This window comes from Microbacterium martis (genome assembly GCF_047246685.1).
Classification (GTDB): Bacteria; Actinomycetota; Actinomycetes; order Actinomycetales; family Microbacteriaceae; genus Microbacterium.
In genome coordinates this window covers 169,273-183,923 of the sequence record NZ_JBFOKT010000003.1, presented here as the reverse complement: position 1 = coordinate 183,923, position 14,651 = coordinate 169,273, and the positions used below count along the sequence as shown (strand labels likewise).

Below are 14,651 nucleotides of genomic sequence, written 5' to 3'. Positions count from 1 at the left end.
GTTCTTGTTTAGCGCCATCGCGCGGATCTTCCGCACGCCCGACCTGCGTCGGAAGATCGGTTTCACTCTCGCCATCGTCGCGATCTACCGGCTCGGCTCCAATGTCCCCGCTCCGTTCGTCAACTTCCCGAACGTCGAAGAGTGTCTCGCGGCCAACAGCGGAACCGACGGACTCCTCGGACTGGTCAACCTCTTCTCGGGCGGCGCCCTCCTGCAGCTCTCGATCTTCGCTCTGGGCGTCATGCCCTACATCACCGCGACGATCATCACCCAGCTCCTGCGCGTGGTCATCCCGCACTTCGAGGCGCTGCACAAAGAGGGTCAGGCGGGCCAGGCCAAGCTGACCCAGTACACGCGCTACCTCACCATCGCGCTCGCTCTCCTGCAGTCGACCACGCTCGTCACCGTCGCACGGAGCGGGCAGCTCTTCGGCACGACCGACCTCGCGGCCTGTCAGCAGCTGCTGACCAACGACGTGTGGTGGGCGCAGCTGCTCATCATCATGGCGATGACCGCCGGCACCGGACTCATCATGTGGTTCGCCGAGCTGGTCACCGAGCGTGGCATCGGCAACGGCATGTCGCTCCTCATCTTCACCTCCATCGCGGCGACGTTCCCCGGCGCGATGGGCCTCATCTGGCAGACCCGGGGCTTCGAGGTCTTCCTGCTGGTGCTCCTCGTGGGCATCGTGGTGATGGGTCTCGTCGTCTTCGTCGAGCAGTCGCAGCGGCGCATCCCGGTGCAGTACGCCAAGCGCATGGTCGGTCGCCGCACCTACGGCGGCACGAACACGTACATCCCGATCAAGGTGAACATGGCGGGAGTGATCCCCGTGATCTTCGCCTCGTCGCTGCTTTACATCCCGGCGCTCATCGCGCAGTTCAACACCCCGCAGGACGGCTCGGTGCCCGCTCCCTGGGTCACCTGGATCAGCGCGAACTTCACGACCGGAAACCACCCCGTCTACATGGCGGCGTACTTCCTCCTGATCATCGGCTTCACGTACTTCTACGTGGCGATCACCTTCAACCCGGTCGAGGTCGCCGACAACATGAAGAAGTACGGCGGGTTCATCCCCGGCATCCGGGCCGGTCGTCCGACGGCCGAGTACCTCGACTACGTCCTCACCCGCATCACGCTCCCCGGCTCGCTGTACCTGGGCCTCATCGCGCTCATCCCGCTCATCGCGCTCGCGACGGTCGGCGCCAACCAGAACTTCCCGTTCGGTGGCGCGTCGATCCTCATCATCGTGGGTGTCGGTCTCGAGACGGTCAAGCAGATCGACGCGCAGCTGCAGCAGCGTCACTACGAAGGGCTTCTCCGATGACAGCATCACACTGGGCTCCTGAGCCTGTCGAAGGACACCAACCCAGTGCCAGGTTGCTCATCGTCGGCCCGCAGGGCTCCGGCAAGGGCACGCAGGGCGTGCGCATCGCCGAGGCCTTCGGCATCCCGGTCATCTCGACCGGTGACATGTTCCGCGCGAACATCAAGGAGGGCACTCCCCTCGGTCAGCAGGTCACGGAGATCCTCGACAAGGGCGACCTCGTGCCCGACGAGCTGACGAGCGAGATCGTGCGCGATCGCCTCTCCCAGACGGATGCCGCGGGTGGCTTCCTGCTCGACGGCTATCCGCGCAATGTGGCCCAGGTAGGTCACCTGGAGGAGTTCCTCGCCGACCGGGGCGAGTCGCTCGACGCGGTCATCGTTCTCGACGTGCCGCGCGCGGAGAGCATGGCCCGCCTGGGGCTGCGCGCAGCCGAGCAGGGACGATCGGATGACACCGACGAGGCCATCGCGCATCGTCTGGACATCTACGAGAAGGAGACCGCGCCGATCGTCGAGGTCTACCAGGACAAGGGCATCGTCGATCGCATCGACGGCACCGGGGAGCTCGACGCGATCACCGAGCGGATCTCGGCGGCTCTGGCCGCGCGCGGTCTCCGCGTCGTGGCCTCGGCCTCCTGAGATGTTCCGCCGGTCGATCTACAAGACCCCGGCTCAGCTCCGATCGATGATCGAGCCCGGCCTGATCACGGCAGCGGCCCTCGACGCGGTGCGTCCGCTCATCCGCGCGGGAGTCACGACGCTCGAGCTCGACGCCGCCGCGAATCGCGCCATCGTCGAACGCGGCGCGGAGTCGAACTTCCAGCTGGTGCGCGGCTACCACCACACGATCTGCGTCTCGGTGAACGAGCAGGTCGTGCACGGCATCCCAGGGGAGAGGGTGCTGCAGCCCGGCGACATCGTGTCGGTCGACTGCGGCGCGCAGTTCCAGGGCTGGAACGGCGACAGCGCGATCACCGTGGTCATCCCCGATGCGGAGCGCCCCGAGGTCGTCGCGGCACGACAGGAGCTCTCGCGCGTGACCGAGGGATCGATGTGGGCGGGCATCGCGGCCATGGCCTCCGCAACGTCCATCGACGAGATCGGCGCCGCGATTCAGGAGTACATCGAGGCGCAGGGACCGTCACCCGTCTCGGGCGAGACGTACGGCATCCTCCGCGAGTACGTCGGTCACGGCATCGGCCGGAAGATGCACGAGGCGCCCAGCGTCTTCAACTACCGCACCGCCGACCGCGGCGCCGACATCAAGCCGGGGCTCGTCCTCGCGATCGAGCCGATGGTCACCGCGGGAGGCGAGGCGACTTTCGTCGAGGACGACGACTGGACCGTCACGACGGTCGACGGCACAGACGGCTCACATTGGGAACATAGCGTCGCCCGCCATGATGGGGGTATCTGGGTGCTGACCGCGCCCGATGGAGGAAAGGCCGGACTCGCCCCGTTCGGGGTCGAGCCTCGAGAGATCGGAATGTGATGGCAACGGCGAAGAGCAACACGAACTGGTTCGCGATCGGCGTCTCGATCGCCGTGGTCGTGGTCCTGGTCGTGCTCGGCGGTCTCGTGGTGTTCCTCAACAACCAGGCCACCGCGCCGGGTGCCACCCCTGAGAGCAACGGCGCGTTCGACGCCGAGGCCGGATCGATCTCGCTGGGCGAGGGCGAGGCAGACGACACCGTCGCTGTCTTCGTCGACTTCCAGTGCCCCGCCTGCAAGGCGTTCGAGGACCAGTTCGGCGAAGCCCTCGCCGCGAAGGCCGAAGACGGCAGCATCAACCTCGAGTACCACCCGATCGCGATCCTCGACCGCTACTCGCAAGGGACGGAGTACTCGTCCCGATCGGCGGGAGCGGCGATCTGCGTCGCCGAGGCGAACCCCGACCTCTACCTCGACTTCGCGAACCTGCTGTTCGAGAATCAGCCGGCCGAGAACACCACAGGGCTGACCAACGAGCAGCTCGCCGAATTCGCCGCGCAGGCCGGCGCTGATGACGCCGTAGAGTGCATCAACGATGAGACCTATCGCAAGTTCGGTGCCGCCCAGGCCAAGGCCAACGAGATCGGCGGCACGCCGACCGTGGAGATCAACGGCACGCGTCTCGACCTGCAGAACGCCGCCGACATGAAGAAGCTCACGGACCTGCTCGGTTGAATCGCGGCATCCGCGTCGAGTTGCCGGATGCCTGCCCGTCGGATATCATAGATCTTTGGTGCCTTGTGCCTTGATTCGGCGTGTCCGATCGGTTCGGCACCGCACACCACCCACCCACCGCAGATCGACCGGTCTGCAGAAGCGCAAGCGAGGCTATGGCTAAGAAAGACGGTGTCATCGAGATCGAGGGCGTGATCTCCGAGGCTCTGCCCAACGCGATGTTCCGCGTCGAGCTCAGCAACGGACACAAGGTCCTGGCGACGATCTCCGGAAAGATGCGGCAGAACTACATCCGCATCATCCCCGAGGACCGCGTGGTCGTGGAGCTCAGCCCCTACGACCTGACCCGCGGCCGCATCGTCTACCGCTACCGCTGATCGGTCGAGAAGTAACACCCCAGGCATCCGTGCCTGCCCGGTGAAGACAGCGAACAGGAAACATCATGAAGGTCAACCCCAGCGTCAAGCCCATCTGCGATCACTGCAAGGTGATCCGCCGTCACGGCCGCGTCATGGTGATCTGCAAGAGCAACCCGCGCCACAAGCAGCGCCAGGGCTGATCGACCGGATCTGACTCACAACTCAATACACAACGGCAGGATCAGACGCTTCGACGGGCTCAGCGGCCCATCGGAGCCGACACCTCGGGACGGAGGCCCGGGCACCGATCCTGCTCCACACCTCCACAACATCCAGGAGAACCGCATGGCACGTCTTGCCGGCGTTGACATCCCGCGCGACAAGCGCGTGGTGATCGCCCTTACCTACATCTACGGCGTCGGCCGTACCCGCTCGGTCGAGATCCTCAAGGCGACCGACATCGACGAGAGCATCCGCGTGAAGGATCTCAGCGACGACCAGCTGATCGCCCTCCGCGACTACATCGAAGGCAACTACAAGGTGGAGGGTGACCTTCGCCGCGAGGTCGCCGCAGACATCCGCCGCAAGGTCGAGATCGGCTCCTACGAGGGCATCCGCCACCGTCGTGGTCTCCCGGTCCGTGGTCAGCGCACCAAGACCAACGCCCGTACCCGCAAGGGCCCGAAGCGCACCGTCGCAGGCAAGAAGAAGGCCCGCTAAGCGCGGCCCCAGGGATTAGGAGAACACTTTCATGGCTGCACCCAAGGCCGCCGCGCGCAAGCCGCGCCGCAAGGAGAAGAAGAACATCGCGCTGGGCCAGGCCCACATCAAGTCGACGTTCAACAACACGATCGTCTCGATCACCGACCCGTCCGGCGCTGTCATCAGCTGGACTTCGTCGGGTGGCGTGGGCTTCAAGGGCTCGCGCAAGTCGACCCCGTACGCCGCCGGCCTCGCCGCCGAGTCGGCTGCCCGCCAGGCGCAGGAGCACGGGGTCAAGAAGGTCGACGTCTTCGTGAAGGGCCCGGGCTCGGGCCGCGAGACCGCGATCCGTTCGCTGCAGGCCGCCGGCCTCGAGGTGGGTTCGATCCAGGACGTCACCCCGCAGGCGCACAACGGCTGCCGTCCGCCGAAGCGCCGCCGCGTCTGATTCGGCCCATGCGAGGGATGCCACGGCATCCCTCGCATGCCCGCGTGCGGGCACGACCTCTCTAACTCAAGACCTCACCACACCACATGTCATATAGCGGGCATGTGATCGAAAGGAACACTTCAGTGCTCATTGCACAGCGTCCCACCCTGACCGAGGAAAAGATCGTCGAGAACCGGAGCCGGTTCATCATCGAGCCTCTGGAGCCCGGCTTCGGATACACGATCGGCAACGCGCTGCGTCGCAGCCTGCTGTCGTCGATCCCCGGCGCCGCCGTGACCAGCGTCCGTCTCGACGGCGTGCTGCACGAGTTCAGCACCATCCCCGGCGTGAAGGAGGATGTCACCGAGATCATCCTCAACATCAAGCAGCTCGTGGTCTCGTCGGAGCGCGACGAGCCCATCACCGCTTACCTGCGCAAGACCGGTGCGGGCGAAGTCACCGCGGCCGACATCTCGGCTCCGGCCGGCGTCGAGGTGCAGAACCCGGAGCTCGTCATCGCGACGCTCAACGAGACCGCGAAGTTCGAGCTCGAGCTCACCATCGAGCGCGGCCGCGGCTATGTCTCGGCGACGCAGAACCGCAACGAGTACGCCGAGGCCGGTCAGATCCCGATCGACTCGATCTACTCGCCCGTCCTCAAGGTCAGCTACCGCGTCGAGGCGACTCGCGCCGGTGAGCGCACCGACTTCGACAAGCTCGTCCTCGATGTCGAGACCAAGTCGTCGATCAGCCCGCGCGACGCCGTCGCGTCGGCGGCCAAGACGCTCACCGAGCTGTTCGGTCTCGCCCGCGAGCTGAACGTCGAGGCCGAGGGCATCGAGATCGGACCGGCGCCGGTGGAGGCTGTGAACTCCAGCGAGCTGTCGATGCCGATCGAAGACCTCGACCTGTCGGTCCGCTCGTACAACTGCCTGAAGCGTGAGGGCATCAACACCGTTTCGGAGCTCGTCGCCCTCTCGGAGACGCAGCTCATGAACATCCGCAATTTCGGCCAGAAGTCGGTCGACGAGGTGCGCGACAAGCTCATCTCGCTCGGTCTGTCGCTCAAGGATTCGGTGCCCGGTTTCGACGGCGCCCACTTCTACGGCGGCAGCGAAGACGAGTCCTTCTGATACCCGACCCCCTCTGACCTGGAGTTAGACGATTATGCCCAAGCCCACCAAGGGTCCCCGCCTCGGAGGCGGCCCCGCCCACGAGCGCCTGCTGCTTGCCAACCTCGCGGCGGCTCTCTTCACCCACAAGTCGATCAAGACGACCGAGACCAAGGCCAAGCGCCTGCGTCCGCTCGCCGAGCGTCTGGTGACCTTCGCCAAGCGCGGCGACCTGCACGCGCGTCGTCGCGTGCTGTCGGTCATCGGCGACAAGAGCGTCGTGCACACGCTGTTCGCCGAGATCGCTCCGCTGGTCGCCGAGCGTGAGGGCGGCTACACGCGCATCACGAAGGTCGGCAACCGCAAGGGTGACAACGCTCCGATGGCCGTGATCGAGCTTGTCCTCGAGCCTGTCACCCCGAAGGCGAAGTCGAACAAGAAGGCTGCTCCGGCTGCCGCGGCGCCCGTCGCCGAGGAGAAGCCCGCCGAGGAGGCGCCCGTCGAGGAGACCGCAGCCGACGAGGCCGCCGCCGACGAGACGGCCGCCGACGAGGCCGCCGCCGACGAGACGGCCGCCGACGAGACGGCCGCCGACGCCGGCGCCGAGTCGCAGGCCGAGGGCGAGGCCGCTGAGGCCGCCGCCGAGGATGCTGTCGAGAACAAGTAACCTCTCTCACGACGAAGCCCGCCGCCCCTCCCGGGGTGGCGGGCTTCGTGCGTCCGGCATCCGAGCCGATCTGCGGAGCCGGTCCCGATCTGCGGAGCCGGTCCCGATCTGCTCACGGATATGCAGCATCGGTCCGCGTATCGGGACGCGATGAGCGGATCGGGTCGGGAGCCGAGGAGGCCGCGTCACCGGGCGCGCAGATCCTTGCGGAGGATCTTTCCCGATGCCGATTTCGGGATGACGTCGATGAACTCGACCTGCCGCACCTTCTCGTGCGGGGCGACGTGCGCCGCGACGTGCTGCATCACCGCCTCCGCGTCGAGGTCGGCATCCGCCTGGCGGACCACGAAGGCCTTGGGCACCTCCTGCCCGTCGTCGTCGAGTGCGCCGATGACGGCGGCATCCGCGATCGAGGGATGCTCGAGCAGCACGGCCTCGAGCACGGCGGGGGCCACCTGGTAGCCCTTGTACTTGATGAGCTCCTTCAGCCGGTCGACGATCCGGAAGACGCCGTCATCGGTCATCGTGGCGACGTCACCGGTGTGCAGCCAGCCGTCGTCGTCCAGCATCTCCGCCGTGGCATCCGGCCGGTTCAGGTAGCCCTTCATGACCTGGGGGCCGCGGATGAGCAGCTCGCCGGGCGCGCTGACCCCGCCGGCGGGCACGCGGACGTCGTCGCCCGTCTCCGGATCTCGCAGTCGTGCCTCGGTGCCGCTGAGCAGGAGGCCGACGGAGGAGCGATCGATGTCGATCCGGTCGGCGGGGATCGCATGGGTCACCGGACTCGTCTCGGTCATGCCGTATCCCTGGCAGACCGTGCATCCGAGGCGGGAGGCGACGGCCGAGGCGAGCGCGCCGTCGAGCGGCGCGGCGCCCGAGAACACGACCTTGATCGACGAGAGATCGAACGAGTCGACGAGCGGATGCTTCGCCAGCGCGACCGCGATCGGGGGAGCGATGAACACCCATGAGGTGCGGTGCTCGGCCACGACCCGAAGGAACTCCGCGAGGTCGAACCTCGGCATCGTCACGAGCGCGGCGCGCTGGCGCAGCGCGAAGTTCAACAGCACGGTCATGCCGTAGATGTGGAAGAACGGCAGCACGGCGAGCACGCGGTCGTCGTCGGCCAGGGAGATGGTGGATCGGCATTGACTCACGTTCGCCACGAGGTTGCGGTGTGTGAGCATGACCCCTTTGGGTCGACCGGTGGTGCCGGAGGAGTAGGGCAGCACGGCGAGATGCTCGCCCGGATCGAACGACACCGTGGGCGGAGTGTGGCCCTCGCCGAGGAGCGCTGCGAGCGACGGGTGTCCGTCGGCGCCGTCCAGCACGATGATGTGGTCGTCGGGGATGCCGACCGTGACGGCGGCGGCCCGAGCGCCCGGAAGGAGCGGAGACACGGTGATCAGCCACTCGGCGTCGGCGTCGGTCAGCTGGTTCGCGATCTCATCGGGCGTGTACAGCGAGTTGATGGTGGTCGCGGTCGCGCCCGCGCGGAGGATGCCGTGGAAGACCGTCGCGAAGGCCGGGACGTTCGGGCACAGCACGCCGACGCGCGTGCCGACGCCCACTCCTCGGGCCGCGAGCGCGCCGGCGAACAGGCCGATGTGCTGCACGAGCCGGCGGTAGGTCGTCGTCGCTCCGCTCGTCCCGTCGATCAGAGCGACCGCGTCGAGCCGATCCTCGTCGAGATCGCCGAACAGATAGTCGTACACCGAGACATCGGGGATCTCCACGTCGGGATGGGGGCTGCGAACCATGAGATCTCCTTCGATCCGTGAGTCGACCGCGTCGCTCGATGGCATGCAGTCTCGCATACACGGGCACTCGGTTCCAGCATCCGCGTCGTCCACGCCCTCGCGAGTAGGCTGGACCGGTGAGTGACGCGCAGGCCCTGCATCGCGGCCCTCGCGCGTACCTGACGTTCATCGGCATCGGCTTGCTCGCCGGACTCCTGTCGGGACTCTTCGGTGTCGGCGGGGGCACCGTCATCGTTCCGCTGCTCGTGCTCCTGCTCGGTTTCGACCAGCGCCTCGCGGCCGGAACGTCGCTGGCGGCGATCGTCCCGACGGCGACCGTGGGAGTCATCTCCTACGCCGTGTCGGGATCGGTGGCGTGGATCCCGGCGCTCATCCTCGCCGCCGGAGCAGTGGTCGGTGCGCAGATCGGCACCCGGCTCCTCCCGCGCATCTCGCAGACCGCTCTGCGCTGGGGCTTCGTCGGCTTCCTCGTCGTCGTCATCGTCAGCCTGTTCCTGGTCATCCCGTCGCGCGATGCGGTCTTCGAGCTCACCTGGCTCTCCGGACTCGCGCTGCTGGCCGTGGGCGTCGGCACCGGGGTGCTCGCGGGTCTCATCGGAGTGGGCGGGGGAGTGATCGTCGTCCCGGTGCTCATGCTCGCCTTCGGCACCAGCGACCTCGCCGCCAAGGGCACGTCGCTGCTGATGATGATCCCGACGGCCATCTCGGGGACGATCGGCAACCTGCGTCACCGGAATGTCGACCTCCGTGCCGCGCTCGCCATCGGTCTCTGCGCCTGCACCACCACGGCCCTGGGTGCGTGGCTGGCGACGATCGTCGACCCTGCGCTCGGCAACCTGCTGTTCGCGGCGTACCTCGTGGTCATCGCCGTGCAGATGGCCCTGAAAGCGATCCGCGGCCGCAGAAGGAAGTGACACCGCGCGGCCGAAGTAGGATCGAGAGGTGGCAGTGAACCAAGATCTGGTCGGCCGGGAGTTCCCGCCGACGGCCCCCTACCTGGTCGGACGAGAGAAGGTGCGCGAGTTCGCGCGAGCGGTCTTCGCCGATGCGCCGCAGCACACCGACGTGAAGGCGGCGAGGGCGGCGGGATACAGCGACGTCGTCGCTCCGCCCACGTTCGCGATGGTCATCCAGGACCACACGCTCCAGCAGCTGCTCGCCGAAGAGGACTCGGGCATCGTGCTGGCCCGCACGATCCACGCCGAGCAGCGATTCGCCTACACCCGGCCGATCGTGGCGGGCGATGAGCTCTCCGCACAGCTGCGGGTCACCGGCATCCGCATGATGGGCGGGAACGCGATGATCACCAGCGAAGCCGAGATCACGGATGCCGCGGGCGACCACGTCGTGACCGCCACGAGCGTGCTCCTGGTCGGAGCCGACGACGCGGACGCACACGAGGGGAGCGCCGCCTGATGGAGTACACGGTCGGAGACATCGTCGCGGAGCGCGACGTGCACCTCACCCGCGAATCGCTCGTGCGATACGCCGGCGCCTCGGGCGACTTCAACCCGATCCACTACCGCGACGACGTCGCGGCGTCGGTCGGTCTGCCCGGTGTGCTCGCGCACGGCATGCTCACGATGGGCATCGCGTCGTCGGTCGTGGTGGCAGCGCTCGACGCCGACGCGCGGATCCTCGACTACGGCGTGCGGTTCACGAAGCCGGTCGTCGTCGACGCCGAGAACGGGGCCGACGTGCGCGTCGTCGCGACGGTCGGCGCGGTCGACGACACGGCCGCGCGCATCGACCTCAAGGTCACCTTCGGCGAGGCCACGGTGCTCGTCAAGGCGCAGCTGCGGGTCGCCGTCTGATGCGGGCGACCCATGCCTGAGGTCGAGCCCGTCCGCCTCGCGGAGCTCACCACGCTGCGTACCGGTGCCGCACCGGAGCGCATGCGCGAGGCCTCGACGACATCCGACCTCGTCGACGCTCTGCGCGATACCTGGTTGCGCGGCGACGAATGGTTCGTGCTCGGCGGAGGGTCGAACCTGTTCGTCGGCGATGCCGCCTTCGACGGCACGGTGATCCGCGTGCTGACGAGCGGGATCGAAGAGCTCCCCTCGCCGCACGCGGGACGAATCCGCCTGCGCGTGCAGGCCGGGCACAGCTGGGACGCGCTGGTGTCGTACGCCGTCGAGCACGGCTACGCGGGGCTCGAGGCGATGTCGGGCATCCCGGGGACGACCGGCGCCGCGCCGGTGCAGAACATCGGCGCCTACGGGCAGGAGATCCAGGAGACCCTGGTCGAGGTCGAGCTCATCGATGAGGCCTCCGGCGAGATCTCCACGGTGCCGGCCGCCGATCTCGGACTCGGCTTCCGCACGTCCGTGCTCAAGCACCACTACGGCGGCGTGCCCGTGCGACGCGCCGTCATCCTCTCCGTCACCTTCGACCTGCTCGTCGCCGGCGAGCGGGTCGTGCGCGGCGAGCAGCTGCGTCGCGCGCTCGGCCTCGCAGACGACGCCCCCGTGCCACTGAGCTGGGTGCGCGAGCGCATCCTCGCGACGCGCGCATCGAAGGGGATGCTGCTCGACGACGACGATCCGGACACGCACGGAGTGGGCTCGTTCTTCCAGAACGCGATCGTGCCGGAGGCCGTCGCACGCGCCCTCCCCCCGCAGTGCCCGCGGTGGCCGGTCGCCCCCGACCTCGACGCGGTCACCGTCATACCGCTCGCGTCATACGACGGCGTGGTGCCCGCTGCCAAGACCGAGCCGTCGGATGTGAAGGTGAGCGCCGCGTGGCTGATCGAGCACGCGGGCATCCGCAAGGGGTTCGCACTGCCCCGCTCGCGGGCGGCGGTCTCGACCAAGCACGCGCTCGCCCTGACCAACCGCGGAGGAGCGACGGCCGCCGAGGTCGCGGAGCTCGCCCGGTTCATCCAGAGCCGGGTGCACGCGGAGTTCGGCCTGGTGCTGCAGCCGGAGCCGGTGCTGGTCGGCGTCGAGCTCTAGCGCTGGCTGGTTGCGCTGCGCGCGCGCCGGCCCGGCTCGCCGAGACCCCCTCTTCGCGTCGAAACCCCCGGCTGCGGGCGGCTATAAGACGGGGTCTCGGCGATAGCGCGGGGTCTCGGCGATCAGGAGGGCGCGGGCGCGCGGGGTCAGGAGGCGAACAGGCGCTGCAGGCGCTGAACGCCCTCGAGCAGCTGGTCGTCGCCCAGCGCGTACGACATGCGGATGTAGCCGGAGGGTCCGAAGGCCTCGCCGGGCACGACGGCGACCTCGGCCTGCTCGAGGATGAGGTCGGCCAGCTCGAGCGAGGTGGTCGGCGTGACGCCGCCCCAGGTGCGTCCGAGCAGACCCTGCACGTCGGGGTAGACGTAGAAGGCTCCGAGCGGGTTCGGCACGACGAGGCCGTCGATCTTCGACAGCTCCGAGACGATGAGGCGCCGCCGCCGGTCGAACGCCTCGCGCATCTGCTCGGCCTCGGTCTGCGGGCCGTTGAGCGCGGCGATCGCCGCCTTCTGGGCGACGTTGTTGACGTTGCTCGACAGGTGCGACTGCAGGTTGCCGGCGACCTTGATCGCGTCGACAGGACCGACCATCCAGCCCACGCGCCAGCCCGTCATGGCGTAGGTCTTGGCCACGCCGTTCACGAGGATCGTCTGCCCGGCGACCTCGGGCACGGCCGCGACGATCGAGGTGGCCGACGCTCCCTCGTAGGTGAGGTTCTGGTAGATCTCGTCGGAGATGATCCAGATGCCGTGCTCGAGCGCCCACTCGCCGATCGCCCGGGTTTCTTCGGCCGTGTACACCGAACCGGTCGGGTTCGACGGCGAGACGAAGACGAGCGCGGTGGTGCGCTCGGTGCGCGCTCCTTCGAGCTGCTCGACGGTGACCTTGTACTCCTGATCGGCGCCGGCGAACACCTCGACCGGAACACCGTCGGCGAGACGGATCGCCTCGGGGTAGGTGGTCCAGTACGGTGCCGGCAGCAGCACCTCGTCGCCCGGGTTCACGACGGCCTGGAACGCCTGATACACCGACTGCTTGCCGCCGTTGGTGACGATGACCTGGGCGGGCGAGACCTCGAGCCCCGAGTCGCGCAGCGTCTTCGCGGCGATCGCCTCGCGAAGGGCGGGCAGGCCGGGAGCCGGCGTGTAACGGTAGCTGGCCGGGTCGGCGAGGGCCTCGGCGGCGGCATCCACGATGAACTGCGGCGTCGCGAAGTCGGGCTCGCCGGCGGCATACGAGATGACGTCCTTGCCTTCGGCTTTGAGCGCCTTCGCCTTGGCGTCGACCTTCAGAGTCGCCGATTCGGCGATGGCGGACAGCTTGCGGGAGAGGGGAGCGCGTTCGGTCACGGTTACGAGCGTACTCGCGCGAGGCGTCATCTTCGTGGCCGTGTCGGCGGCAAGATCCGGCGTTCTTTCCTCCGGCGGATGCCGCTCAGAGGCCGTGGGCGCGGGCCACGGCTTCGAGGGTGATGCGTCCGCCCTGGATGTTGAGCCCCTTCGCGAGGGCGGGATCTTCGGATGCTGCGCGCTGCCAGCCCTTGCCGGCGATGGCCGAGACGTACGGGAGCGTCGCATTGGTGAGCGCGCGGGTGGCGGTCTCGGGGACCGCCCCCGGCATGTTCGCGACGCAGTAGTAGAGGGAGTCGTGGACGGCGAACGTGGGCTCGTCGTGCGTGGTCGGGCGCGAGCCTTCGAAGCATCCGCCCTGATCGATGGCGATGTCGACGAGCACCGACCCCGACTTCATGACGGCGACCATCTCGTCGGTGACCAGCTTCGGCGCGGCGGCGCCGGGGATGAGGACGGAGCCGATGACGAGGTCGGCGCCGGTCAGCTCTTCGGCGATGTCGTAACGGCTGGAGGCCCGGGTCTGCAGCGCGCCGCCGTAGCGATGCTCGAGCTCGCGGAGGCGGGGGAGGGAGATGTCGACGACGGTCACCTGGGAGCCGAGGCCCAGCGCGTTCGCGGCGGCGTGCTCGCCGGCGACGCCGCCCCCGATGACGACGGTCTTCGCGCGGGGAGCACCGGCGATGCCGCCCATGAGCACCCCGCGGCCGCCGGCGGAGCGCATCAGCGAGGCGGAGCCCACGGTGACCGAGAGGCGCCCGGCGATCTCGCTCATCGGAATGAGCAGGGGCAGGCTGCGGTCGGGCAGCTGCACGGTCTCGTAGGCGACGGCGGTCGTCCCGGCGGCGACGAGCGCCTCGGTCAGCGCCTTGTCGGCGGCGAGGTGGAGGTAGGTGAACAGGATGAGCTCGGGGCGGAGGAAGGCGTACTCCTGCGCGATCGGCTCCTTGACCTTGATCACGAGGTCGGCCTCGCCCCAGGCTTCACCGGCGGATGCGACGATCCCGGCTCCGGCGCGCCTGTACGCCTCGTCGGAGATGCCGGAACCGACGCCCGCGCCGGACTGCACGAGCACCCGATGACCTTCGCGCACCAGCTGGTCGGCACCGGCCGGCGTGAGAGCGACCCGGTTCTCGTTGTTCTTGACCTCGGTGGGAACGCCGATCTTCATCGATCCTCCAGAATGGGCTGTATCGTCTCAGGTTCGCAGAAACGTCGGCATCCGACCAGATCGCATGAAGAACATTCGGTCAGCTGGCGGATACTGAATAATCGTTCGCATGGACACGACAAACAGTGCCCCCGAACCGAACACTCTTCGGGCGCCCGCGCTCGACGCCGTCGACGCGACCATCGTTCGCCTCCTCGCCGGTGACGGGCGCATGACGAACGCGGAGCTGGCCGGACACCTCGGCGTCGCGCCGTCGACGGCGCACACCCGCCTGCGCTCCCTCATCGAACGCGGAGTGATCACCGGCTTCCATGCGAGCGTCGATGAGCGGATGCTGGGCGCCGGGCTCCAGGCGATCATCGGCGTCACGCTCCGGCCGAGCGGACGCCGCGAGAGCATCGTGGAGTTCGCCCACCGGGTGCGCGTGCTCCCGCAGGTCATCCAGCTGTTCTTCCTCGGCGGCGACGACGATTTCCTGCTGCACATCGCCGTGGCCGACTCCTCCGAGATGCGGGAGTTCGTGCTCGAGCACCTGTCGGCACAGAGCAGCGTCGCCTCGACGCGCACCAGCATCGTGTTCGACTACCACCGCAACTCTGTGGCGGCGTCGTTCGCCTGACCAGAGGTGCCCTCTTGACCTGCAGCCGAC

At 68.2% G+C, this 14,651-nt stretch carries 18 protein-coding genes; 15 read left to right on the top strand and 3 right to left on the bottom strand.

Annotated features, from left to right (window positions below; all coding sequences use genetic code 11):
- Positions 1-4 precede the first annotated feature (4 nt).
- The 10 genes from secY to rplQ all read left to right on the top strand — a co-directional run bounded on the left by secY (position 5) and on the right by rplQ (position 6,765).
- A complete protein-coding gene (secY, locus tag AB3M90_RS14480) occupies positions 5-1,327 on the top strand; it encodes a preprotein translocase subunit SecY (protein WP_412953165.1) in 1,323 nt (440 codons plus the stop codon).
- Positions 1,324-1,968: an adenylate kinase gene (locus AB3M90_RS14475; RefSeq protein ID WP_412953163.1), complete on the top strand. Its 645-nt coding sequence runs from the start codon at positions 1,324-1,326 to the stop codon at positions 1,966-1,968. Before secY ends, AB3M90_RS14475 begins: the two co-directional genes overlap by 4 nt.
- Before the next feature lies 1 nt (position 1,969).
- On the top strand, positions 1,970-2,821 hold the full coding sequence (gene map / locus AB3M90_RS14470) for a type I methionyl aminopeptidase (protein WP_412953161.1): 852 nt from the start codon (positions 1,970-1,972) through the stop codon (positions 2,819-2,821).
- Positions 2,821-3,495 (top strand): DsbA family protein, encoded by a 675-nt coding sequence (locus AB3M90_RS14465; protein ID WP_412953159.1) that lies wholly within the window; start codon positions 2,821-2,823, stop codon positions 3,493-3,495. The genes map and AB3M90_RS14465 overlap by 1 nt, the downstream gene beginning before the upstream one ends.
- Positions 3,496-3,650: 155 nt before the next feature.
- Entirely contained in the window at positions 3,651-3,872 is a 222-nt protein-coding gene (infA, locus tag AB3M90_RS14460; protein ID WP_017201569.1) for a translation initiation factor IF-1, read from the top strand.
- 65 nt (positions 3,873-3,937) lie between these two features.
- Positions 3,938-4,054, top strand: coding sequence for a 50S ribosomal protein L36 (rpmJ, locus tag AB3M90_RS14455; protein WP_005050492.1), 117 nt, complete (start codon positions 3,938-3,940; stop codon positions 4,052-4,054).
- 145 nt (positions 4,055-4,199) lie between these two features.
- Complete coding sequence (gene rpsM / locus AB3M90_RS14450) at positions 4,200-4,574, top strand: 30S ribosomal protein S13 (RefSeq protein ID WP_359797927.1); 375 nt, start codon at positions 4,200-4,202, stop codon at positions 4,572-4,574.
- A gap of 31 nt (positions 4,575-4,605) precedes the next feature.
- A complete protein-coding gene (gene rpsK / locus AB3M90_RS14445) occupies positions 4,606-5,004 on the top strand; it encodes a 30S ribosomal protein S11 (RefSeq protein WP_412953156.1) in 399 nt (132 codons plus the stop codon).
- A 125-nt stretch (positions 5,005-5,129) separates the two neighbouring features.
- On the top strand, positions 5,130-6,119 hold the full coding sequence (locus tag AB3M90_RS14440; RefSeq protein WP_116635696.1) for a DNA-directed RNA polymerase subunit alpha: 990 nt from the start codon (positions 5,130-5,132) through the stop codon (positions 6,117-6,119).
- A 34-nt stretch (positions 6,120-6,153) separates the two neighbouring features.
- Positions 6,154-6,765 carry a 50S ribosomal protein L17 gene (rplQ, locus tag AB3M90_RS14435; protein ID WP_412953153.1) on the top strand — a complete coding sequence of 204 codons (612 nt, stop codon included), beginning with the start codon at positions 6,154-6,156 and terminating at the stop codon, positions 6,763-6,765.
- 185 nt (positions 6,766-6,950) lie between these two features.
- Here rplQ and AB3M90_RS14430 read toward each other — a convergent pair whose 3' ends face one another.
- Positions 6,951-8,525, bottom strand: coding sequence for an AMP-binding protein (locus AB3M90_RS14430; RefSeq protein WP_412953150.1), 1,575 nt, complete (start codon positions 8,523-8,525; stop codon positions 6,951-6,953).
- 116 nt (positions 8,526-8,641) lie between these two features.
- Between AB3M90_RS14430 and AB3M90_RS14425 the strand changes: the two genes are divergently transcribed.
- From AB3M90_RS14425 to AB3M90_RS14410, 4 genes are read left to right on the top strand one after another with little or no spacing between them, the layout of a single operon-like run.
- Positions 8,642-9,439 (top strand): sulfite exporter TauE/SafE family protein, encoded by a 798-nt coding sequence (locus AB3M90_RS14425; RefSeq protein WP_412953147.1) that lies wholly within the window; start codon positions 8,642-8,644, stop codon positions 9,437-9,439.
- A gap of 28 nt (positions 9,440-9,467) precedes the next feature.
- Entirely contained in the window at positions 9,468-9,941 is a 474-nt protein-coding gene (locus AB3M90_RS14420) for an FAS1-like dehydratase domain-containing protein (RefSeq protein ID WP_412953144.1), read from the top strand.
- Complete coding sequence (locus AB3M90_RS14415; protein WP_412953141.1) at positions 9,941-10,339, top strand: MaoC/PaaZ C-terminal domain-containing protein; 399 nt, start codon at positions 9,941-9,943, stop codon at positions 10,337-10,339. The genes AB3M90_RS14420 and AB3M90_RS14415 overlap by 1 nt, the downstream gene beginning before the upstream one ends.
- A 12-nt stretch (positions 10,340-10,351) precedes the next feature.
- Positions 10,352-11,482 carry a UDP-N-acetylmuramate dehydrogenase gene (locus AB3M90_RS14410; protein ID WP_412953138.1) on the top strand — a complete coding sequence of 377 codons (1,131 nt, stop codon included), beginning with the start codon at positions 10,352-10,354 and terminating at the stop codon, positions 11,480-11,482.
- Between the two features lie 146 nt (positions 11,483-11,628).
- On the opposite strand, the gene AB3M90_RS14405 is transcribed toward AB3M90_RS14410, so the two are convergent.
- The gene (locus AB3M90_RS14405; RefSeq protein ID WP_412953135.1) at positions 11,629-12,831 is read right to left on the bottom strand and encodes a pyridoxal phosphate-dependent aminotransferase; all 1,203 of its coding nucleotides are present in this window, start codon (positions 12,829-12,831) and stop codon (positions 11,629-11,631) included.
- Between the two features lie 85 nt (positions 12,832-12,916).
- The gene (gene ald / locus AB3M90_RS14400; RefSeq protein WP_412953133.1) at positions 12,917-14,002 is read right to left on the bottom strand and encodes an alanine dehydrogenase; all 1,086 of its coding nucleotides are present in this window, start codon (positions 14,000-14,002) and stop codon (positions 12,917-12,919) included.
- A 109-nt stretch (positions 14,003-14,111) separates the two neighbouring features.
- On the opposite strand from ald, the gene AB3M90_RS14395 reads away from it, so the two are divergent.
- Positions 14,112-14,621, top strand: coding sequence for an Lrp/AsnC family transcriptional regulator (locus tag AB3M90_RS14395; protein WP_412953131.1), 510 nt, complete (start codon positions 14,112-14,114; stop codon positions 14,619-14,621).
- Positions 14,622-14,651: the final 30 nt, after the last annotated feature.